The organism is Shewanella indica, assembly GCF_002836975.1.
Taxonomy (GTDB): Bacteria; Pseudomonadota; Gammaproteobacteria; order Enterobacterales; family Shewanellaceae; genus Shewanella; species Shewanella indica.
On the sequence record NZ_NIJK01000032.1, the window covers coordinates 1 to 22,610 of the forward strand.

General features: G+C 49.0%; 17 protein-coding genes. 2 read left to right on the forward strand and 15 right to left on the reverse strand.

Features of this window, described 5'->3' with window-relative positions; genetic code table 11:
• Nucleotides 1–30 precede the first annotated feature (30 nt).
• From CX650_RS10500 to CX650_RS10520, 4 genes are all read right to left on the reverse strand, one after another.
• Nucleotides 31–627 carry a hypothetical protein gene (locus tag CX650_RS10500; protein WP_101095775.1) on the reverse strand — a complete coding sequence of 199 codons (597 nt, stop codon included), beginning with the start codon at nt 625–627 and terminating at the stop codon, nt 31–33.
• 9 nt (nt 628–636) lie between these two features.
• Nucleotides 637–2,325 (reverse strand): hypothetical protein, encoded by a 1,689-nt coding sequence (locus tag CX650_RS10505; protein ID WP_101095776.1) that lies wholly within the window; start codon nt 2,323–2,325, stop codon nt 637–639.
• Between the two features lie 21 nt (nt 2,326–2,346).
• The gene (locus CX650_RS10510; protein WP_101095777.1) at nt 2,347–2,625 is read right to left on the reverse strand and encodes a hypothetical protein; all 279 of its coding nucleotides are present in this window, start codon (nt 2,623–2,625) and stop codon (nt 2,347–2,349) included.
• 1,247 nt (nt 2,626–3,872) lie between these two features.
• Nucleotides 3,873–4,139 carry a hypothetical protein gene (locus CX650_RS10520; protein ID WP_189484316.1) on the reverse strand — a complete coding sequence of 89 codons (267 nt, stop codon included), beginning with the start codon at nt 4,137–4,139 and terminating at the stop codon, nt 3,873–3,875.
• A gap of 516 nt (nt 4,140–4,655) precedes the next feature.
• Here CX650_RS10520 and CX650_RS10525 point away from each other — a divergent pair.
• Nucleotides 4,656–5,834 (forward strand): HEPN domain-containing protein, encoded by a 1,179-nt coding sequence (locus CX650_RS10525; RefSeq protein WP_157823018.1) that lies wholly within the window; start codon nt 4,656–4,658, stop codon nt 5,832–5,834.
• A gap of 690 nt (nt 5,835–6,524) precedes the next feature.
• Here the strand turns inward: CX650_RS10525 and CX650_RS10535 are convergent.
• The 4 genes from CX650_RS10535 to guaB all read right to left on the reverse strand — a co-directional run bounded on the left by CX650_RS10535 (nt 6,525) and on the right by guaB (nt 13,285).
• The gene (locus CX650_RS10535; protein WP_101095780.1) at nt 6,525–8,477 is read right to left on the reverse strand and encodes a DUF262 domain-containing protein; all 1,953 of its coding nucleotides are present in this window, start codon (nt 8,475–8,477) and stop codon (nt 6,525–6,527) included.
• Entirely contained in the window at nt 8,474–9,754 is a 1,281-nt protein-coding gene (locus CX650_RS10540; protein WP_101095781.1) for a DUF262 domain-containing protein, read from the reverse strand. Before CX650_RS10540 ends, CX650_RS10535 begins: the two co-directional genes overlap by 4 nt.
• Nucleotides 9,755–10,137: 383 nt before the next feature.
• Nucleotides 10,138–11,715, reverse strand: coding sequence for a glutamine-hydrolyzing GMP synthase (gene guaA / locus CX650_RS10545; protein WP_028779200.1), 1,578 nt, complete (start codon nt 11,713–11,715; stop codon nt 10,138–10,140).
• A 103-nt stretch (nt 11,716–11,818) separates the two neighbouring features.
• On the reverse strand, nt 11,819–13,285 hold the full coding sequence (gene guaB / locus CX650_RS10550; RefSeq protein ID WP_028779199.1) for an IMP dehydrogenase: 1,467 nt from the start codon (nt 13,283–13,285) through the stop codon (nt 11,819–11,821).
• Nucleotides 13,286–13,402: 117 nt separating this feature from the next.
• On the opposite strand from guaB, the gene xseA reads away from it, so the two are divergent.
• Nucleotides 13,403–14,746: an exodeoxyribonuclease VII large subunit gene (gene xseA / locus CX650_RS10555; protein WP_101095782.1), complete on the forward strand. Its 1,344-nt coding sequence runs from the start codon at nt 13,403–13,405 to the stop codon at nt 14,744–14,746.
• Between the two features lie 186 nt (nt 14,747–14,932).
• Here xseA and der read toward each other — a convergent pair whose 3' ends face one another.
• The 7 genes from der to pilW form a co-directional block, all read right to left on the reverse strand.
• Nucleotides 14,933–16,399 (reverse strand): ribosome biogenesis GTPase Der, encoded by a 1,467-nt coding sequence (der, locus tag CX650_RS10560; protein WP_039035069.1) that lies wholly within the window; start codon nt 16,397–16,399, stop codon nt 14,933–14,935.
• A gap of 79 nt (nt 16,400–16,478) precedes the next feature.
• On the reverse strand, nt 16,479–17,666 hold the full coding sequence (gene bamB, locus CX650_RS10565; protein WP_101095783.1) for an outer membrane protein assembly factor BamB: 1,188 nt from the start codon (nt 17,664–17,666) through the stop codon (nt 16,479–16,481).
• Between the two features lie 9 nt (nt 17,667–17,675).
• Nucleotides 17,676–18,296 carry a YfgM family protein gene (locus CX650_RS10570; protein WP_039035071.1) on the reverse strand — a complete coding sequence of 207 codons (621 nt, stop codon included), beginning with the start codon at nt 18,294–18,296 and terminating at the stop codon, nt 17,676–17,678.
• Between the two features lie 18 nt (nt 18,297–18,314).
• The gene (hisS, locus tag CX650_RS10575; protein WP_025009765.1) at nt 18,315–19,592 is read right to left on the reverse strand and encodes a histidine--tRNA ligase; all 1,278 of its coding nucleotides are present in this window, start codon (nt 19,590–19,592) and stop codon (nt 18,315–18,317) included.
• Nucleotides 19,593–19,710: 118 nt separating this feature from the next.
• The gene (ispG, locus tag CX650_RS10580; RefSeq protein WP_071477412.1) at nt 19,711–20,823 is read right to left on the reverse strand and encodes a flavodoxin-dependent (E)-4-hydroxy-3-methylbut-2-enyl-diphosphate synthase; all 1,113 of its coding nucleotides are present in this window, start codon (nt 20,821–20,823) and stop codon (nt 19,711–19,713) included.
• Nucleotides 20,824–20,886: 63 nt separating this feature from the next.
• Nucleotides 20,887–21,804 (reverse strand): RodZ domain-containing protein, encoded by a 918-nt coding sequence (locus tag CX650_RS10585; protein WP_101095784.1) that lies wholly within the window; start codon nt 21,802–21,804, stop codon nt 20,887–20,889.
• The gene (gene pilW / locus CX650_RS10590) at nt 21,804–22,589 is read right to left on the reverse strand and encodes a type IV pilus biogenesis/stability protein PilW (protein WP_039035075.1); all 786 of its coding nucleotides are present in this window, start codon (nt 22,587–22,589) and stop codon (nt 21,804–21,806) included. Before pilW ends, CX650_RS10585 begins: the two co-directional genes overlap by 1 nt.
• Nucleotides 22,590–22,610 lie beyond the last annotated feature (21 nt).

The following is a 22,610-nucleotide window of genomic DNA, read 5'->3' on the forward strand; positions in this document are numbered from 1 at the left end:
GTCCATCCATTTTGAAGGACGACTGGATGCTCACATCGATCTGTGATTTTTAACGTGACACAGAATTTTGAACACCCTCAAATCCTGTATAGATGAAACGCTCTCAGAATTAGAATTATTTAATCCTATGCAACGTTTTCCATTTTCATTCCAGCAATAAAATAAACTTTCTAACTGTGATGCATATGAAAAATTTGCTCCATATGAGGATGCAAGCTCGGAATAGTAAATGATATCATTGTTGTTAAATGCTATTCCCAATGGAGATAAGTCAACACAAATCAACCAGGTTTCTACAGACTTAGTGGATTCTGAAGCAAAAAACTGTAGCTTACTGAGGTCGTGACTAAGTCCTTTACCTTTACTTTCAACCTCTTTCATCTTAGCTAAGGAGTTTCGATGACCATTGGCACCCGCTTTAATCTCAATGGCAAATATCTTTTCACCACTATCAATACAAAAATCGATAGCGCCGCCATTGACTGGTTGTTCGCGCCAGATCTGGCTTTGATCAAAATGCTTCCTGGCCTCATGATAAAAAATCGATTGGAACACCCCCTCCGAACCACAAACCAAACTAGCCTCTGAATAAAAACCTTTTAGTAACGCGTCAAACTTGGCGTCCATAATTCACTCCTAAAATATTGGCTTTGAATAACTATAAAAATATCTTTTCATATCTTTAATATCTTCCTTAAAAGACTCATCTCTATTTACATATGGATTTTTCTTTAAAGCATACTCAGCAGTTAGCATCATCTCTTCCATAATCATTTTAAAATTTTCATGAAAAACATCTTTAAACAATCTTACAGATGGAAAAGCACTGGAACCAATATCTGTAAAAAATCTATATTCTGGGATTTCTGTGCCATCGTAATCATCAACACTTGAATAAATAAAATCATTGAGAGTTAAAAGTGAAAATCCATCAATATCAGAAAAAAAACAAGGCAGCATTCGCCCGTTATTTAGATCTGGCATTAGAACAAAATACAACAATCCATAAAAATTATTAGGGATATCTTTTCGTTGGCTAACTAGCTTTCTAGCTTCACTCAATAATTTGGCACTTTCTTGCGCATATTTATATGTAGGAACATACGAGTTAGGATGATCCAATATATCATATTCACATATACCTATTAGTATGTGAGGAAATTGCTTCAGAAAAACATCCTCACCACACCCATAATTGACTATCTTCTTAACTATGGAAGAATCTTCCTCTGTGAGTTCAAAATACTTAGAGCACCGAAATTCAAACCTATCCAAATAATAACTTATACGTTTAAAAACAAACACCTCAAGTATGCAACCACTCAACAACTCCCAATCGCCTTTTTGAAATGATTTAAATTTTAATTCGGATATCCCTGAAATTTTCAATTGGGTTTCAAAGTAATCTAACAAAGCTCGCAATGAACTCCGACTTAGTCTGTCAAGGTCGAACTCTTCCGGTAAAATTTCATCTACATCCTCAGCTACATCTTCGAACTCACATCCTTGAATATAGCCATATTTAAGTAATTCAGAATATAAATTTCTCAATATATCCAAACCTAAATCATCAACAACGATTTTATTCCACTCTTCTTTTGACAATGAAGATAATGGTTTATTAAGCAAATCTGGGTCCAATTTCTCTACCAAACAAAACAATTGACTTGATGTCAGACTAAACAGGTCAACACCAGCAAAGTTTATGTCCACTTCTAAAAGAGTACCATTTTCAACAAAATACTCTACTTGCAATCTTGCCGCCTCTTTATAAAATGGAATCAAGCTATATTTCTCATCAACTATATCTGCCATATTGTAAACTTGCTCTTCAATCATCTCTGTCAAACCTAACTTCTCTTTACCACCTAAAAAACTAGTATCTTTAATAAGATCACTTAACAGACGGTCCAATGAAACGTAACGTCTATCGCTGCTCATTTTTTTTTGTAAATAATTAATAAACCTAAGCCAAATTGATGTATCACCAGTGATCCTTTTCTTCTTATTATCGATGCTATTTAAACGACACCTGGAGAAATCAACATTAAATGCCTGTTCGCTCCCATAGTCTTTTGAAAAGTCAACCTTGGATGCTGTCAACCCATATTTAGAAGCTATAGAGTTAAATCTGTAGGCCATTAATCTTCTATCATTAGAGGGGATTTTCCCTCTAAAGCTCTTAAACTTATTACTGATAACTCTTTCTTTTTCAGCAATAACCTTGATTTCCAGTTCCATATCCTGAAGCTTTTCTGCATTGGTATTTTCACCACGCAATGATTCTTTGGAATCTATGGCATTGGTTTTCTTTTCACTTTTCATATCTACTACCCTTTTTGCCTATTACTTTCTATTCTTTTTGAAATGCTTGTTTTTCCTTGCAACGGTTAATATTGTATCTCCACTTATAACAACATAAACTCCAATTAATTTTGATAACAACAGCTTTGCAAACTGGTGGCCAAGATAAGTATTAGCCTTCCTACAAGAAGATTTGGTCATGAGATATATTTCACAGCCTTTATGATATTCACAGCACCCAAACTCCATGACCAAATCGACCATAATTTGACTTACTCCACGTTGACCCATTCTCTGAATCGCATGTGCTGATGTGTTCATACTAATGCCCCATATGTGATGACACCTCAAACTATAGCTCTAACAACAATTAATAAAACATCCATTTTTCATATAGATACATGATTTATGGCCACTATGGTGGATAGTTAAATGGATATAATGATGGATATATTTATCATTTGGTATGGATATAAGTATGGCCGTAATAATTGCATTTAATGCAAAATTTATAATTAACATATAAAAACAAACAGTTAGCTTCAAGTTTGAAAGTGTAATTGTGAGTATTTCTGCATTACGTTAACGGATTACATGCGAGCGGGTGCTATGTCCCTTACTGACCATGGCAGTAAAACGGATATACTCATATCCGATGGCAGACAGTTTTACCGTATCCAGGTAAATTCATTACAAACCAATGATGAGAGTACTGAGGTGGATTCCCAGTGGCCCAAGGATAAGATTGACTATGTGCTGTATTTCTCCCGTGGGGGGAATTGGGGTTACATCACCCCACCTTTTCAAGGGCGTGTGAGACTGAATCGAAAAGGCCACATCCGGTTTCATCAGCACCCGAAAAACTTCAATATGGCGTTTGCCAGAATCTGACCGAGAATGAGTTCAAAAAATGGACACTTTAGATTTTAGTAACCCATTTGGTAACACACACAAAAACTGAACTTTAAATAATCCATTAGTATCAATGCAATAAAAGCCCTGTTCAGAGGACGCCGCCTCCACCAAATAAAACAAAGGGTTAGCAGAAATGCTAACCCTTTTTCTTTGCCGATTTATTGAAAATGGCAGCAAAGTGGCAGCAGAGAAATTGCGGAGTGCTGCCACTTCCCTTCTTTTCAGTTCTGGATCCTCTCAATGTCTTATTGATCAACTGCTTTAGTATGGCCGCCGTTTTCTGGCTTTCTCTCATACCCTCACGTAATCCACGCAAAACCCCGTGCTGCTGCGGCTTTCACTCCTGCATCCATGGTCAATCCAACCTAGTGGAACTGTAAAACAGTGAAATTAACCGCGATCTTTTCAGATCTTCCATCCTTTCTCAGGCCCAGTGTCTGCGCTTGGTGGCGCCATAAACTGAACAAATTCAAAACTGAAAAAAAATTGAGGTGCAAACTGCGCAGGAGGGTGAGGAAGAGTGCGAATTTCGTGACGTAGAATTGCGTAGGTGGTGATTTACGTGGCCAGAATAGCCAGCCGCGTCTGTGCTGCAGCATCGTCAGTTTTGATTGTTGGGTGGGGCTTTACTGTGGGCTGATATGAAAAACGGCTCAGGTTCCTGGTGGGAGCTGAGCCGGTATCGAGTAAATACTGGGTTGTCTATGGCTTACTTGGTGATTGGGTCTAGCCTGGCCTTTTGCGCGGCTGCTGCACTCGCCGTCTCCAGCCTCATTAGGTGCCGGGCTGGTGCTGTGGGTATGACTGGCACAGATGGTTGCCAGCTCGGCTACCGTTTCCATGAGTTCAGATAGCAGCTTGAGCACGTTTTCATCTTCACTGCCCAGCCACGTTTTTGGGCTGCTGTAATCCTTTGACACGCTGGCGATCACCTCGCGGGTTTAGCATCAGTGTGAAACATCAAAAAGATATGGCTGTCCTGTATTTTTGAAACATCAAAAAGATATGGCTGTCCTGTATTTTCGCTCGACCAAGTAACGCTACCTCAATATCGAGTCAGAGTAAGTGGTACTGACTCTTGTTGCTAAAGCCCGAAACACACTTTTGCCCCATTCCTTGTTAACGCATTTACTCAGTGGTAGATCGTGCCACTGGAAACGCAGTACTTTTCCTCATGGCTGGCGGTAGAGGCCCAGTGCCAGAAAACCTCCAGAAATTGTGTGTGATAGCGAGTGCTCGTACGATAATAGATTTTCTTCTTTGACTCAATTAATCTAAATCTCTTAATATGCAATAATACGTCTATCATATTGATGGTAATTTACAGGATCTAATCATTGGATACTTCATTCGCTAGCAGCATAACCGCCGATTTGTCTAACGCATTCTTTTACTGTCCCAAGGATGGAGTTCCATCTATTCAGATAGGTAAACCCATGGCTGGAGATATCATTTTCTGGCTTAAATATAATGATGAAGATGTAAACAAATGTGCTAGCAGACTGATTAAAGAGTTAGGTCGTGAATTAGGTATCAGTAATATCCAGAGTGCAAAGGAGATACTTCTAAAATTCTGCTCGTATGCATTTAATACTATTGATGCGGATTTTTTATCGTTAACTAGTCTGGATGAGCCAGTAAGTACCATATTCTCACAACACCATCGCAATAATCTAAGTGCTTTGTTTGTAGACCACATCGACTCTCAAAAGGTTCTTAAACCATACGTCTACACTATTCGGTATGCTAATACAGACGGGGTGCATAGGCTCACTAATAACTTATGTATTTATGGTTCAGGTCAAATAGAAAGCCTACTTGGCGATATGAGAGCGCGAACTGGAATAAACTTTCCTTTAGAAGCACTGGATGATAAAGATTTGCTCCGTGATCCTATCGGGAGGTATAAGCTACTGCCTGATAGTTCTGCTGTTTTGGTTTATGCACGCTCAATAAATGAAGCTGTCGAAGAGCTAGACAGGTTATTTGGTGCACTATGCGCGACTATCGATGGTCCTTTGAGAATCAATCAAGATACAGTTGATTGTAGAATAAATTCTTTTGATCCTACGAGCATTACCACTCGCCAAATAAGATCTAACCTACCTTCTGTTTATGAGATAAACCTGAGCGATGAAGTTGTTGGCAATCTACGGAAGATTTTTTCTTCTCCCACTAAGAGAATGAAATCTGCACTATCTTTTATCGCTCATGGGTGGACCCATGATAAACGAGAGAGGTTCCTAAACCAATTTATTGCGTTAGATGCACTGTACGGTACAGAAAGAAATAACAAGGCTTCTATAGTTGGTGGGGTGAGTAGAGATGCTTGTGATATCGTAGGAATCGAATCAAAAATAAAAACTATTTACGAATTGAGGAGTAAGTTTGTACATGGGGAAATATCAATATTCTCAAACCATGGCAAATACCCTAAATTTGTTGATGAACACGGTATCGACCCGATTGAATCATTGTTTGAGATTGTAAGAGTATGCGCTCTCAACTATCAAGGGGTATACAAGGTAGAACAACCTGATACGGTTAACCTTAGAGTACCCAAAGGGCTAGTTAGAGAGTTTGAGAAGAAGATAAGCGAATATTCCAGAACGTAGAATATTCACAAACTGAACTTGTACCATCAACACTAGACGGTATGTCAAATGACTTTGCTATACCTGTGTTAATTAATTGGTTGCTAATTTAGCGGTCACTGGCTCATTTTTGTCCAGAAACGAGCTACAGCTTTACCATGTATCGTGTGATCACCATATCGGTCAGATGTATGTGAAAATGCAGGCCGGATCACCATCACCGGCCCGTGTGCTTTCTACTTGTGGCTGCCAAACGGCCAGCGTCTCATTTTGTCGATTTGATCGACCGATCGCGTCATGTCCTTATATGCACGACCGGCCAACCTGTTTTGGAATAGCTTCATTTTGTCGGCAATGGCTTTCACCTTCAGGGCGTGTCCGGTGTTGTGCAGCACTGCCCCAAAAAAACCTATAAAAGTATTCACAAATCCCACGATTTAAGGCTGATATAAGTACCAATAGAAAAAGGCGCCGAAGCGCCTTTTAAATAGATATCCCGAGAGGGCTTATTCCCACTCGATGATTAATGCTGTCTTAAAACACTATAAAATCAATAAAATAGCATTATCTCTGCATGTCGATACCATACAAAATACCATGGTAAGAAAACTTGGAGACTGTACTGATCGTGTCGCCCGACGCAAAACGCTTTTAGACTGACAACTTGCACACCACAAAGGATATTCGTCCAAAAGCGGTTATTCAAAGAAGTCAACGCCCTGGGTTGGATCTTCCGCTTGCCTCCACCAGACTTACATCATCACGAAGCAATGTCACCATCGCTTCGTGATGTGCTGTTATCTGCTGATCGTCCCAGTTTGTATTTCGGGTGATTTCCGCCATTCTCTTGAGCTTGGGACTTTGAAGTTCAATTGTATCCTTGAAGTTTTCGGCCTTCGCTCTGGGGAGGCTATTGCTGAATTTTGAGTTCGCGCTGACGCTTACGAGCGCGAGGTTGCCAAGCAGGTTAAGGCTAGAACCTGAAACAACCGCGCCCGACTGTTCTTTGTCAGGATGCTGTGGATAGAAGTGCTCAATGGAAGTTCTGAACTGAAATTTGAAATCTCGTTTTGAGGAGTCACTCAACAGAAGATAGTCGAGATACGAAAAGACGATACGGCTGATACCAAACCCTTGTGGTTGCTGATCTTTCTCAAAGGAGAATGTCTCTTTAACCTTGCTGCGGGCATATCCCTTCAACAAATCGGCAAGATCCGCATGTTTCACGTCTCGAGGGGCTTTAACGGAGAGCCAGCGAAGAACTTTGGTAATCCAGTGCATCGTTCGCGGAGAAGTGTAGGTAATCCGAAGCATGGACTGAAGCAGCAATACATCTCGGGTATGTGGGTCAGCACTCCCGTCCTCCTCTAAGCTTCCATTGCTGGCCGAGAAAACATGGATGTACGTCGGGGTTGGCTTCTTGTCCCCGCCTCCTTTTTTCAGTCGCTGGAGAGACCAATCGCCATCGTCACCGATGTTTGCCGTGAATTGACGCTTCAAGATGAAGCCATCGAAGAGGTTGCGGCACTTGAGAAGCATAAATGCAAAACTACGCACCCAATCGGCTTTAGCATCGGGTACATTATTTACGGCGTCGTCAAATGACTTGATGAGGCGCTTGTCGTCAAGCAGGCCTTCGTCTTCGACCTCATCGCCTTTCATAATTCTTAGAACGTGTAGCAGAAAGGCCGGAAACTCAATAGTCGAACGAAACCGCTCGTTGCCCTCGTCTTCAGTGGAATTTGACTCGAGCTCTTTAGCGTATTTTGACAACGCCTCATCCAAGGACAACGATACCCCTTCGGAGGATTGCCTTGATGAATTGATGCCGGATTGCGGACGACTTTCCATTAGCGAAGCGAAGCTGGTCACCTCCAGCCAGGACCATTCATCACCAAATACTTTGTTTCGCAAACTTGTGTCACCACGGGTCAGAGACATCTGGACATAAGAATCCATGTCAGCACAGGAATCCCAAACCCACGCAAAGCATTCGCGTTCATATTGATTGGGCAGTTTGCTCATCAGGCGAGCCTTAACAATATCAACCTGCTTGAGTTGCTGCCCACGAGTGTTCATGATCTCGAAGTAGCGATTGAGGTCGGTATTGGGTGGCAGCGAGGCACGGACGACAGTCACCTTCGTTAGCAAGAAATCGGAGAATTTTTCGCGTGAGCGATTAAGGTTTTCATTTTGTTTGAAGAACTGATTGATGATGCTGTAGCCTTCATGAATGCCAGCATCTGCATTACTCGTGGAGCTCTGCGGTCGAGCGTGCTCCTTAGCCGCCTCCTGTGCTACTCGCAGCAGGGCCTCAGTTGCCCGTGCGCGCGACTCATATTGCAAGTGGCCTGCATGGCCAACCGAGGGCTTCTCACCCTCACCGTCTTGCTCCAGGAAGGTCAGAAGCAGATAGAGGGTTGTAAGTCGTTGTTGTCCATCTATGACCTCGAACTCATCCTCTCTACCCCGCTTGATTACAACAAGGTTCCCAAGAAAATAGTTGTCCTGGCCCCCTACCACCGAGTCTTGAATATCGCTAATAAGTTGCTCAATCTGTTCGGCCCGCCAAGCATAGTTCCGTTGATAAATAGGAATCAGATAATTGTCAGTGAATAACTTGCCTACTGTTAACAGTTCAGGTTTCAACTCCTTCTTGCTCATTGCAGCCCCTTGATAAAAGCAACGAGTTCCTTTTCGTGGTTATCGCTGTATGGCTTACTTGCTATTGGAAGTTTGCGGACAACACTTCCAGTCATCGCATTACGTAGCAAAACAAAAGGCGATTTATTTGCATCGTTTTTACCTCGCGCTCGGTTGTCAGCAGATACAAATTGCACACGAAGTAACTCGACCCGCAAGGCATATGCCCATGCGAATAACCTATTTCGCACTTCATCTACATCTTCATCGCCAAACTTGTTTGTATAGCAAAGCAGCGCGGCAATGAACAATTCGTACACGTAGCGGTAGCGACTTTGAGATGGGCCAAAGTTTTTGAAACCTCTGTCAATAACCTCTTGTTCCAGTATCTTCAATTCGTCAAGCATGAATGTCACCATCTCGAAAAATGAGCGTCCTGCGATTATCGGGGCATCAAGCTGAAAGCGGCTGCGCCCGGCATTTCGTGCATCATGTGTAGAGGATACCGACCATGCACTTAGAAGTGGCATAGCGGCTTGTGCTGCAAGGTGATATCGCAGATTTGGCGAAAATGACCTGTGGGATCGTGATGAAATGCCTTTGAACATGCCGATGTCCCGAATAGTAAATTCGAGCGAGCTTTCGCCTCGTGACCACTTGGATATCCGGTATAAAAAAGTAGAAAAAAGCCTGTCCAGATCCTCATCGTTTACGGCTTCCCAAGCCTCAACGACAGCCACTTTCATAGCAGCGGACTCATCGTGCATTTCGCGTAGGTGGTGTGCTTTGAGCAAGTCGTGAGGGGCAAGCGGTTTGCCGCGATAGTTCTGGGAATCAAAGACACGAAATGCCTCATCAATATCGTCCGTCACAATACGCACCAACTGACATTTGTGACAGATAAAATCCAAAAACTCTTTTTTATCTTCCAACTGCGACAGGCGCCTTTGAAGCTCTATCCAAACTAGGGAGACAGGAGTTTCGCTGTTACCAGACATCGAAATTTGATGATTTATCGGATCTAAGGCCGCAAGAATCATTCGCAAAGTCAGCAGGCGCTGCTGCCCGTCGACTACATTGAGATACTCACCATCATCGTGAAGAATGATTGCACCCAAAACATAGGGAATATCTTTTCGTTCGGTATCTCGAAGAGCTTCGCTGATATCATCCACCAGTTGTAGAGCAGTCGATACATCCCAACTGTATGGGCGTTGATAGTTCGGTATCCGAAGGCCTTGCTTGAGTAGTTCATCCACGGTGGCTGCACTAACACCGTTCTCTCCGTTAATCGCCATTCCTATGTCCCTTCATTGACGCTTTTCTATTTTCTCAGCGTATTTTCCGCAAACTTTATTCACCTATATGGATATTTCGATTCCGAGTGGCGGCTGTCTTGTTCACAATTTCTATCACGAGGTGCTCCTCTGGCGCATATTTAACGATCTGGGGCATGGGTCGAGAGAGCGGTTCTGATCAAAGCGAGCATCGATGGCATCAGCACAGCGCTGCATTGCACCCGGTTGTCGATACCATGGCATTTGCTGATACGGTCACATGGTATTTGCTATATCTTCGATTCAGCGTCGGCCTTAAACCATAAAAAATGCCATTGATAATGCAGTCAATATCATCAATGGCACTCACTAAATCAAATAAAACAATAGGCTAGATAATAGCCTCACTCCCACTCAATCGTTGCCGGTGGCTTGCCTGAGATGTCGTACACCACGCGGGAGATACCGTCGATTTCATTGATGATGCGGTTGGACACCCGGCCAAGGAAGTCGTACGGCAGGTGAGCCCAATGGGCAGTCATAAAGTCGATGGTTTCCACGGCGCGCAGAGACACAACCCAGTCGTACTTGCGGCCATCGCCCATTACACCTACGCTGCGAACCGGCAGGAACACAGTGAAGGCCTGGCTGACACGGTCGTACAGTTCGGCTTTGCGCAGCTCTTCGATGAAGATGGCATCGGCGCGGCGCAGCAGATCGCAGTACTCTTTCTTGACTTCGCCGAGTACCCGTACGCCCAGGCCTGGGCCAGGGAATGGGTGGCGATAGAGCATGTCGTAAGGCAGACCCAGCTCCAGGCCAATCTTGCGTACTTCGTCTTTGAAGAGTTCACGCAGCGGCTCAACCAGCCCCAGCTCCATATCTTCCGGCAGGCCGCCGACGTTATGGTGCGACTTGATCACATGGGCCTTGCCTGTGGCGCTGCCGGCAGACTCGATGACATCGGGGTAGATGGTGCCCTGGGCCAGCCACTTGGCGTTAACGCACTTACCGGCTTCTTCGTCGAAGATTTCCACAAACACCCGGCCGATGATCTTGCGCTTGGCTTCTGGGTCGTTTTCGCCTTTGAGGGCATTGAGGAATCTGTCTTCGGCTTCAACCTTGATGATGTTAAGACCGAAGTGGTCGCCGAACATCTCCATCACTTGCTCGCCTTCGTTCAGACGCAGCAGGCCGTTGTCGACAAACACACAGGTGAGTCTGTCGCCGATGGCGCGGTGCAGCAGCATGGCGGTAACAGAGGAGTCAACCCCACCGGAAAGCGCCAGGATCACTTCGTCGTCACCTATCTGCTTTTTCAGGCGCTCAACGGCGTCTTCGATGATGGAAGCGGGTTTCCACTTGGCTTCACAGCCACAGATTTCCAGCGCGAAATGCTCCAGCATGCGCTTGCCCTGACGGGTGTGGGTCACTTCAGGGTGGAACTGCACGCCGTAGAAACCTTTGGCTTCATTGGCCATGGCGGCGAATGGGCAGGTTTCGGTCTTGGCAACCGCGACAAAGCCTTCAGGGATAGCCGAGACTTTGTCACCGTGGCTCATCCATACATCCAGCAATGGACGACCGGCTTCGTTAACGGCATCTTCGATGTTTTTGAACAGTGCAGATTCGGCCAGCAGTTCGATTTGCGCGTAACCGAACTCGCCCTCGCCTATGCCCTGGATAACTTTGCCACCCAGCTGTTCGCTCATGGTCTGCATACCGTAACAGATACCCAGTACAGGCACGCCTGCGTTAAACACATACTCAGGGGCACGGGGAGAATTGTCAGCGGTGACACTCTCGGGACCACCGGCCAGAATAATGCCCTGAGGGGCAAACTCGCGGATCTGCTCTTCACTGACATCCCAGGCCCAGAGTTCACAGTAGACGCCAATTTCGCGGATACGACGGGCAATCAGCTGGGTATACTGGGATCCGAAATCAAGGATCAGTATCTTGTGCTCATGAATATTGCTCATTGATAACCTTTATCTCTTTAGTTTGATTGCAGTGCCTGCCGTAACAGGCACAGTTTTTATCTGCTTATAAACCAAGGGCGACACTCATGCCGCCCCGAATTTGTTAAACGCCTGAACGGTAGTTCGGCGCTTCTTTGGAGATAGTCACATCGTGAACGTGGGATTCACCCATACCGGCAGAAGTCACCTTGACGAACTGGGCCTTATCGCCCAATTCCTGAATGGTGGCGCAGCCTGTCAGCCCCATACAGGAACGCAAACCGCCCATGTACTGATGGATAATCTCTTTGATTTTGCCTTTATAGGGAACACGGCCTTCAATACCTTCAGGTACCAGTTTGTCGGCGGCGTTGTCGCTCTGGAAGTAGCGATCGGAAGAGCCCTGAGACATGGCGCCCAGTGAGCCCATACCTCGGTAAGATTTATAAGCGCGGCCCTTGTAGAGTTCAGTTTCACCTGGAGACTCATCGGTACCGGCAAACATGGAACCTGCCATGATGCAAGATGCACCGGCGGCCAGCGCCTTGGCCAGATCGCCTGAAAAACGGATACCGCCATCGGCAATCACTGGGATACCCAGATGCTTAACGGCAGCAGCGGCATCGGAAACCGCAGTGATTTGCGGTACGCCCACACCGGTAACGATACGGGTAGTACAGATAGAGCCAGGGCCAATACCGACTTTAACCGCATTCACACCGGCTTCTACCAGCGCCAGGGCGCCTTCGGCGGTCGCCACGTTGCCGCCAACGATTTGCAGATCCGGATACTTGGCACGGGTATCGCGAATACGCTGCAGTACCCCTTCAGAATGGCCGTGGGATGAATCAATCAAGAGTACATCAACACCGGCTTTGACCAGCGCATCAACACGCTCTTCGTTACCTGGACCAGCACCAACAGCGGCGCCAACACGCAGACGGCCCAGCTCATCTTTACAGGCGTTGGGCTTACGCTCGGCTTTCTCGAAGTCTTTAACAGTGATCAGGCCCTTAAGCTGGAATTCATCATTCACAACCAGCACTTTTTCAATACGGTTGGAGTGCATCAGCTTTTGTACTTCATCCAGCTTGGTGCCTTCAGGTACAGTCACCAGACGCTCTTTCGGGGTCATGATTTCAGAAACCAGGCGGTTGGTATCAGTCACGAAGCGCACGTCACGGCCAGTGATGATACCCACCAGTTCGTTGGCGTCATTGATTACCGGATAGCCGGCAAATCCGTTCTTTTCGGTTAATACCTTAAGCTCGGCCAGTGTCGTGGAAGGTGTTACTGTTACAGGCTGTTGAACCACACCTGCTTCATAGATCTTCACTTTACGAACTTCTTCGGCCTGCTGTTCAATACTCATATTCTTATGAATAAAGCCCAAGCCACCTTCTTGCGCCATGGCGATTGCCAAACGGGCTTCGGTCACTGTGTCCATTGCAGCGGACACCAGGGGGATATTCAGTTCGATTTTGTCGGTCAGACGGGTCTTGAGATTGGCGGTATTAGGGAGAACGGTCGAGTGGGCCGGAACCAGCAGCACATCGTCAAAGGTAAGCGCTTCTTTAATTAATCGTAGCATTGCAACATCTCCCCGGGGGTTAGATTGAAGGTGAAATATTGCGGCGGCATTATACCTTGCAACCCCGGGGTGGTAAATGGGAAAATAGAGAAAAATTCCAATTTGAACGCAAATTCCATGCCAGAGCTCAAAAAACAGGTATATACCGTCTCCCGCCTCAATGCCGAAGTTCGTGCCTTGTTGGAGGGAAACCTCGGCAGGATTTGGCTCAATGGCGAAATTTCCAACTTTGCCAGCCCAAGCTCGGGCCATTGGTATCTGACACTCAAGGACAACCACTCACAAATTCGCTGCGCCATGTTCCGTGGCCGCAATCAGAATGTGACCTTCCGCCCGGTCAACGGCCAGCAAGTGCTGGTGCGGGCAGCCCTGAGTGTCTATGAGCCTAGGGGCGATTATCAACTGCTTATCGAAACCATGCAGCCTGCCGGTGATGGCTTGCTGGCGCAGCAGTATGAAGCGCTGAAGCAGAAGCTCGCGGCCGAAGGCCTGTTTGCCGCCGAGACCAAACGACCACTACCGGCCAACATCCAGCGCATCGGGGTGATCACCTCCCCCACTGGCGCCGCCATACGCGATGTACTGCATGTACTGAAACGCCGCGATCCTTCCATCGAAGTGGTGATCTACCCCTCACAGGTTCAGGGCGACACTGCCGCCAACCAGCTTATTGAGGCACTCACCTTGGCCAACCAGAGGCTGGAGGTGGATCTGTTACTGCTGACCCGCGGCGGCGGTAGCCTGGAAGATATGTGGTGTTTCAACGATGAAAACCTGGCCCACGCCATCTACAACAGCGCCCTGCCGGTAATTTCAGCGGTGGGCCATGAAGTGGATACCTGTATCAGTGACTATGTCGCCGATCTGCGTGCCCCTACCCCATCGGCCGCCGCCGAGCTGGTATCCCAGGATGTCGACAACAAGCGGCAAAAGCTGACCACTGCCATGGCCAGGCTGCGCCAGGGCTGGCAACACTGGCACTTAGCCAAACGCCAACAGCTGTCACTGCTGGATCACAAATTGCAACGCCAGGATCCCAAGCGGCGGCTGGAACAGCTGGTACAGCAGTTTGATGAGCAGCAACTGAGAATGACGGCCGCCATCAACAATCGCCTGCACCGGCTGGAACACAGACAGCTACAGCTCAAGAGCCGCCTCGAAGCCCAGAGTCCGGCCCACAAGCTGAGCCTGGAAGGCAACAGATTGAATTATCTCGGTCAACAGTTGCAGGATGCCATAGCCGATAAACTGAAAGAGGCCAAGGCACGCCTGGGGGCCGGCGCCCATTCGCTGGAAAGTGTCAGCCCACTATCGACTCTGTCCAGAGGTTACAGCATCAGCAAGAACGAAGCCGGGAAAGTCCTCGAAAACAGCCAGGACGCAGTGGTCGGCGAGCAGATGCGTACCCAGTTGAAACAGGGCGCGCTGCTCTCAAGAATTGAAGCCATCATAGAGGAATAGCATCAATCAGATAAATGCTCCTCGCCGGAGAAGGGAACCGAACGGAAAATACCTGTGAATCGTTCGCAGATGTTATTCCAGTTCACAGGCCCTTCATTAAACACAGCTCACTGAATTAATGTGTAATATTGGTCATCAAAAACAACAAAGCCGGGACTAACCCGGCTTTGTTTTGCGAAAACCCTATCAGGATTTCTTGTTTTTAATGTGCGCCATCATCCGCTTGCGGCGTCTTTCCTGGCTCAGGGTCAGTTTCTCCCCCTTGCCTTCAAAGGGGTTGGCCCCCTCCTGGAAGCGCAGCTGGATGGGCGTACCCACAACCTTCAGCGAGCGGCGGTAGTAGTTCATCATATAACGCTTATAGGAGTCCGGCAGCTTGGATACCTGGTTGCCGTGTACCACCACGATAGGCGGGTTGTAACCACCGGCGTGGGCATACTTGAGCTTGACCCGGCGACCATTGACCAGAGGCGGCTGATGGTCGTCCTGCGCCATCTGCATGATCTTGGTCAGCAGCGAAGTGGACACCCTGCGAGTAGCGCTGTCGTAAGCTTCTTCGATAGATTCATACAGATGACCCACACCTGTGCCATGCAGCGCCGAGATAAAGTGAATGCGGGCAAAGTCGATAAAGCCCAGACGACGGTCCAGCTCACTCTTGACCCTTTCCTTGACGTCGTTGTCTATGCCGTCCCACTTGTTGACCGCAATCACCAGCGCCCGACCGGCGTTGAGGGCAAAGCCCAGCAAACCAAGGTCCTGCTCGGCGATACCTTCACGGGCATCGATAACCAAGAGCACCACGTTGGCGTCTTCAACCGCTTTCAGGGTTTTAATCACCGAGAACTTTTCAACGACTTCATGCACCTTGGCGCGGCGACGCACCCCGGCGGTATCTATGATGACGTACTCACGGCCTTCACGCTGCATTGGAATATAAATGGAGTCGCGGGTGGTGCCCGGCTCATCATAAACCACTACCCGCTCCTCACCGAGGATGCGGTTGGTCAGGGTCGACTTGCCCACGTTGGGCTTGCCGATAATCGCCAGCTTGATAGGCAAGTCCTGCAGTCTGGCTTGTTCGGCTTCGGCTTCCTCTTCTGTGTATTGACGCTCGTCGACCTTCTCTTCCTCGGGCGCATCCGGGTTAATCCCCATCGCCTCGGCAAAAGGAGCCAGCGCATACTCAATCATATTGGTAACACCACGGCCATGAGCCGCCGCCATCTGATACACCTCACCCAGGCCCAGGGCCCAGAATTCGGCGCAGGCGGAATCGGCATCGATACCGTCAATCTTGTTGGCCACCACAAAGGTGGTCTTTTGCCGACTGCGAAGATGTTGGGCTATGGCCTGATCGGCCGCGGTCAAACCGGCGCGGGCATCCGTCAGAAACAGCACTACATCCGCTTCTTCGATAGCCGCCAGCGATTGCTCGGCCATCTTGGTTTCTATGCCTTCTTCGGTGCCGTCAATACCGCCGGTATCCACCAGGATGAATTCGTAACCTGACAGATAGGCACGACCGTATTTACGATCCCGCGTCAAGCCTGGGTAATCCGCCACCAGTGCATCACGGGTGCGGGTCAGACGATTGAACAGGGTCGACTTACCGACATTGGGTCGCCCTACCAGGGCCACTACAGGAATCATCTTTTTGCCTCTTTAAAACTTCTCAATAAAAAGCCCCCGGAACGCACTCCCAGGGGCTTGGCAGTATCAAAGCCTGGGATCAGGGCAGAGTTACTGTGGCAATTTTGCCATCCCGGGTCTGCAGATAAATTTTGTCGTCAACCACCAGAGGTTGACTGAACAGGCCCGAGCTATCGACCTGCACCCGACCGACAATTTGGCCGTTGCTGCGATCGATAAAGTGCAGATAACCTTCAAAGTCACCTACCACTACATAGTCCTGGAACACGGCCGGAGCAGTCAGATCCCGGTTGGTCAGATCCGAGTTACTCCAAAGCTCCAGACCGTTACGTCTGTCCACTGAGTATACACGGCTGTGATCGTCCACCAAATACAGACTCAAGCCCGCACTGTCCAGCTCGTGGAAACTGGAGTACTTGCGCGACCAGACAATACGGCCACTGCGCATATCCATGCTCACCAGGTTACCGTTGTAGCTCACGGCGTACAGGTTGTCACCCAACAACAGCGGCGTCATATCGACATCGGCCATACGGCTGAATTCGTTACCGCCTTTAGGGGTGTAAATCGGTTGCTCCCAAGCTGGCTGGCCATTGCTTTTGATAATAACTGCGACCTTGCCATCGGCCGTACCAACAAAGAAACCACCCTGAGCATACGCAGGAGAACTGCTACCGCGCAGAGTCAAGTTTGGCAAGGAAGCTTCATAGCTCCAAAGCTTTTCACCTGTGTCGACATTAAAGGCATCCAGCGAGCCTGAGCTGCTGTTGACCACCACCATGTCTTCGGCAACTGCGGGCAAGGACAATAGTTCGCCTTCTGCTACGGCGTGCCAAAGCACTTCACCGGTTTCAGCGTCAAGCGCCGCCAAAAGGCCGCTCTCTCCACCGACAAACACCTTGTTACGGGCCGCGGTCACGCCGGATGCCAGACGAGCGCCCTTGTTCTTTTTCAGGGCACCATCACGGAATGCTTCACTGAAGTCTGTGCTCCAGACCTTCTCGCCGCTGCTCTCGTCAAAGGCGGTTACTTCACCATAGCGGTCGGCAACAAAAATTTTGCCGTAGCGCACTGCCGGACGCAGGCGGGAGTAATAATCGCCAACACCACTGCCAACCGAAGCACTCCAACTGACCTCTGGGAATACGCTGGCGTTGAGCTCCAGCAGCGGGCTTACAGGTTCTTCTTCCACATCGCTGGAAGCACAACCCGTCAGTGCGCCTATGGCCATGCCACAGGCCAAAAGAGTTTTACACCACGACTTCATTGGCCTTCCTTATGCCTGATTCAGGTTATCGAGTTTCATCTGCAGCGCCGGACTGGTTGTCACGCCGCCATTTTTAACGGCTTCCTGGTAAGCGAGTCTCGCCTTGTCGGTTTCCCCTTGACGCAACAGCAGATCGCCTTTGAATTCATCTCTTTGGGTAGCAAAGGCACTATCTTTAACCTGCTCAAGCGTGGTCAAAGCGGTAGCAACCTGGCCCTGTTCAGCCTGAATTCGTGCCAGACGCAGTGTGGCAACCGCTGTCAGGGCATCACCCGGCTTGGCGGCAATCACGGTTTTGAGGGCAGCTTCAGCTTTTGCCAGGTCACCGGCCTCTACCGCGCTCTTGGCAACAATCAGTTGCATCAGCGCCGAGTAACCGGCCTGGGCGTGCTGCTTGTCAAATTCGGCAGCGGCAGCCATCACTGTGGCTTCATCACCGCCTTGCATCAAGGCCTGGTTAAAAGCCTGAGAGGCAGCTTCGGCACGTTCGACTTTGACATCGGAATAATAGTTCCAGCCATAAAGGCCACCCAGACCTATTACGGCACCAGCGACTATCGAAACACCATAGTCTCTCCAGAACTGCTTGATCGCCTCAACTTGTTGTTCTTCTGTGCTGTAGATTTCCACCCGCACTTCCCCTCTAAATTATTTAATCAGTTCTGCCAAATAGTCGGCCAGGGCCTGGCGTTCAACATCCTGCTGAGCGCCATCACCCCGCAGCGGTTTCACCGCCACCTTGTTATTGGCCAGTTCGGTCTCACCGATAATCAGCGCAAAACCCGCGCCGCTCTTATCGGCTCTTTTCATCTGTTTCTTGAAGTTGCCACCCCCGCAGTGACTCATCACCTTAAGCTTGGGCAGCTTCTCACGCAGTTCCTGGGCAATTTTCATCGCCTCAATTACGCAGTCATCGCCCATGGCGGTCACGTAGACATCCACTTCGGCAGCAACATCGGCGTTCAGCTCCAGGGTTTCCAGCAGCAGAACAATCCGTTCCAGCCCCATGGCAAAGCCCACTGCCGGCGTTTCTTTACCGCCAAGCTGGCTCACCAGACCGTCGTAACGACCACCGGCCAGCACAGTGCCCTGAGCGCCTAAACTATCGGTGACCCACTCAAATACGGTGCGGTTGTAGTAATCCAATCCGCGTACCAAGCGTGGGTTAACCCTGTATTGGATACCAACGGCCTCCAGGAGTTCACACAAGCGGGCAAAATGTGCCTTGGAGTCTTCACCCAGGTAATCCATCAGCGCCGGGGCATCGGCCAGCAAGGCCTGAACCTGCTGATCTTTTGAGTCCAGTACCCGCAGTGGGTTGCTGTACATGCGCCGCTGGCTGTCTTCGTCCAGCTTGTCTTTATGTTGCTCGAGGAAGGCCACCAGCGCTTCACGATAGGCGGCGCGCTCGTCGCTGTCACCCAAAGTGTTCAGCTCGAGCGAAACATGTTCGGTCAATCCAAGCTTCTGCCACAAAGAGGCAGACAACATCAGCACTTCGGCGTCAATATCGGCGCTCTTGATGCCATAAACTTCAACCCCGAACTGATGGAACTGACGATAGCGCCCTTTCTGTGGCCGCTCGTGGCGGAACATGGGGCCCATATACCACAGACGCTGCTCCTGGTTGTACAAGAGGCCATGTTCGTTACCGGCACGAACTGTCGAGGCGGTGCCTTCCGGACGCAGGGTGAGACTGTCACCGTTGCGATCGGCGAAGGTGTACATCTCCTTCTCGACAATATCTGTCACCTCCCCTATCGAACGCTTGAACAGGTCTGTGTTCTCAACGATAGGTGTGCGGATTTCACTGTAACCGAAAGAGGCAACCGAGGCGCGCAGTACCGCCTCCACTTTTTGCCATACGGGGCTTTGGGTTGGCAGAATGTCATTCATTCCGCGAATCGCTTGGATCTGTTTTGCCACTATCTCGACTCGTTTTGCTCTGGGGCTAAAAATTCAAAAATGCCAGCCATTATAGGCGCTTCACCGGCAAACGTAAAACTGGCCAGCGCTGGCCAGTTCACATTCACGTCATCAGGGATTATTCGGCTTCTTTGACTGAAATACGGTTTTCCATCATTTGCGCCTTAGCGCGAATTTTGGCTTCAAGGGCATCGACCAGATTGTCATTGTCGAAGCGCTCTTTCTGACGCTCGCCTTCGTCATAATAACCGCTCTTGCGGTTACCGCCGGTAAGGCCAATATGAGACACCAGGGCTTCCCCCGGTCCATTGACCACACAGCCTATGATGGAGACATCCATGGCAGTGGTCACATCTTCCAGGCGTTGCTCCAGGGCGTTGACCGTGCCTATCACGTCAAACTCTTGTCTTGAACAGGATGGACAGGCAATAAAGTTAATTCCGCGGGAGCGAATGCGCAGCGACTTGAGGATATCGAAACCAACTTTGATCTCCTCTACTGGATCGGCTGCCAGGGACACTCTCAAAGTGTCGCCTATGCCTTCTGCAAGCAGCATACCCAGGCCCACAGCCGATTTTACGGCACCGGCACGGGCACCACCGGCTTCGGTGATCCCAAGGTGCAATGGCTGTTTAATCTGTTTCGCCAGTAAACGGTAGGACTCCACGGCCAGGAACACGTCCGATGCCTTCACCGAGACCTTGAACTGGTCGAAGTTGAGCCTGTCGAGAATATCCACATGGCGCATTGCCGATTCCAGCAAGGCTTCCGGGGTGGGCTCTTTGTATTTGTCCATCAAGTCTTTTTCAAGACTGCCGCCGTTTACACCGATGCGGATTGGGATATTTTTGTCACGGGCAGACTCAACCACGGCACGAATACGTTCTTCATTGCCTATGTTGCCTGGGTTAATACGCAGACAGTCGGCACCGTATTCCGCCACTTTAAGCGCTATGCGGTAGTCGAAATGGATATCGGCCACCAGCGGCACCTTGACCTGCTGCTTGATAAGCTTGAACGCCTCGGCGGCATCCATGGTAGGCACAGACACCCGTACGATATCAGCGCCCACAGTTTCCAGCGCCCGGATTTGCGCTACTGTGGCTTCTATATCTGTGGTGCGGGTATTGGTCATGGATTGCACGGCAATCGGAGCGCCATCACCTATGGGAACATTGCCGACATAGATGCGGGTGGAAGGACGGCGTTTTATGGGATTTTCACTGTACATCGTATTCTGCTCTGTTGACTCGGCGCCATGAGTGCGCCACTTCAATTATCCTGCTTGGTGCTATTATGCCTGTGGCAGGGTCAGTCTGGCTACCCGGCCGCTGGGGAAATCGGCAAGGCTCACAGCCTGGCCGTTAAACGTCAGACTCACTGTCTGCGGTGCGCCCAAGACCAGTTTAAAAGGCGCCTTGCCTTGTACCCTGATGGTTTGTCCTGGCGATCTCAAGCCATCTATCAAAGTTTTGCCGTTGGCATCTGTAAGTTTAATCCAGCAGTCGCCATCAAGCTCGATACCGACAGAAGCCTGCGTTGCCTCTGTTGCCACCGGTTGCTCGGTCATATCGACATCTGAGTTAACAACACCAGAGTTGACTTCATCAGTATTGTTATCCTCAACAAGACTCTTCTCTACTTCAGCGGTAGGTGTTTCGGTTGAAGTTTCAGGCGGAAGTTCGGTTTCTGCTATTTGTGCCTGACGCGATTCAAACTCTCTGGCCTGCTGCACCTCTTCTGCCGTAGGTTGGGAGAAATCGACATCGGAAACCACAGAAGGTTTTTGCAGCCACCACACCACCAGCAGGGCCAGCAGCAGAAAACCGATAAGGTAAGTCACCAGCATCAAACGGCTGTCGGTAGCCTGACGGCTGGTCTTGCGCGAAAAGCTCTGCATCGCCGGCTCAGTCACCTTGGGGACCTGCCGTGCCAGGCAATTGTTGATAGCTTCTTTATCCACGCCTAATATGCGGGCATAGTTCTTCACGTAGCCGCGGACATAGGTGGAGGAATCGATATTGCTGAAACAGTCTGCTTCAATATCGGTCACTATGCAGGGGCGCAAGTGCAGCCTGGTAGCCGCATCTTCTACAGTGATACCTTTTTGTTCGCGTGCGCTTTTCAGTAATGACCCGAGCGTATCCTCTTGCCCGGGAACCTTTGGGTTCTCGTCTTCATCCTTGTTGACTTGGTTATTCAACTCTGTCATCAGTGCATACTTGCCCGGTATTGTTTAGCCTGGGGAGACGCCGGAAATTTGGCCTGCAGCAATATTCCATATCGCTTGGCGGCCGCGTCATCATTTAACCCTTGCTCAATGCGAATGCCCAACGCCAAGCTTTCCGCGGTTTCAGGAACTACTCGGTGGAGGCGTTCCAATTGCATTCTGGCCGCGGCGTAGTTATGGGCGTCAAGCTCCAATTCTGTCAGTTCCAGTAATGAGACCTGTCTTCTGGGCTCATACTTTAGCGCCATCTCAAAATAGTGTCGCGCTTTTTCTCTTTCCCCGGCATCCCGACTGCAAATACCCAGGTTTTCATAGCTGGAGGCGGTGCGGGTATATCTGGGGTTGTCGATTGCCATCAGGAACATCTTCTCTGCCTTGGCATATTTCTGCTGCTGGCAGAGAAATACCCCAAAGTTGTTCATCGAGTCGCCGCTGGCATTGCGGGTATCTATGGCGGCTTCATAAGCTTGCTCAGCCTTCACCACTTCACCCACGGTTTGATAATAATAAGCCATGGCAATATGCACATCCTCAAGGTGAGGGGCGTATTCCATGGCTCTGTCTAGATTATATTTGGCTTGTTGGGAGTTACCTTTTTGCAGATAGGTCAGGCCTAGCTGCGTCCGTTCCTTGGCGGCGGCAATTTTATCAAACTGGCGTTGCGAGACCGGAATGTCCGTGCCGGCATAAGTTCGCTCGGTTACACATCCGGGCAACATGGCCCCTAGCAGTAACGCGAGCGTTAAACCTGGCAATCCGTGCTTCATTGGCAAACCTATAAATCTGGA

Coding starts and splice junctions, on each gene's coding strand:
- CX650_RS10535 (WP_101095780.1), bottom strand. CDS start 8,477: ATGAGCAAGAAGGAGTTGAAACCTGAACTGTTAACAGTAGGCAAGTTA.
- CX650_RS10585 (WP_101095784.1), bottom strand. CDS start 21,804: ATGACAGAGTTGAATAACCAAGTCAACAAGGATGAAGACGAGAACCCA.
- CX650_RS10540 (WP_101095781.1), bottom strand. CDS start 9,754: ATGGCGATTAACGGAGAGAACGGTGTTAGTGCAGCCACCGTGGATGAA.
- bamB (WP_101095783.1), bottom strand. CDS start 17,666: ATGAAGTCGTGGTGTAAAACTCTTTTGGCCTGTGGCATGGCCATAGGC.
- ispG (WP_071477412.1), bottom strand. CDS start 20,823: ATGTACAGTGAAAATCCCATAAAACGCCGTCCTTCCACCCGCATCTAT.
- CX650_RS10505 (WP_101095776.1), bottom strand. CDS start 2,325: ATGAAAAGTGAAAAGAAAACCAATGCCATAGATTCCAAAGAATCATTG.
- guaA (WP_028779200.1), bottom strand. CDS start 11,715: ATGAGCAATATTCATGAGCACAAGATACTGATCCTTGATTTCGGATCC.
- CX650_RS10500 (WP_101095775.1), bottom strand. CDS start 627: ATGGACGCCAAGTTTGACGCGTTACTAAAAGGTTTTTATTCAGAGGCT.
- CX650_RS10525 (WP_157823018.1), top strand. CDS start 4,656: ATGGCTGGAGATATCATTTTCTGGCTTAAATATAATGATGAAGATGTA.
- guaB (WP_028779199.1), bottom strand. CDS start 13,285: ATGCTACGATTAATTAAAGAAGCGCTTACCTTTGACGATGTGCTGCTG.
- der (WP_039035069.1), bottom strand. CDS start 16,399: ATGATTCCTGTAGTGGCCCTGGTAGGGCGACCCAATGTCGGTAAGTCG.
- CX650_RS10510 (WP_101095777.1), bottom strand. CDS start 2,625: ATGAACACATCAGCACATGCGATTCAGAGAATGGGTCAACGTGGAGTA.
- pilW (WP_039035075.1), bottom strand. CDS start 22,589: ATGAAGCACGGATTGCCAGGTTTAACGCTCGCGTTACTGCTAGGGGCC.
- xseA (WP_101095782.1), top strand. CDS start 13,403: ATGCCAGAGCTCAAAAAACAGGTATATACCGTCTCCCGCCTCAATGCC.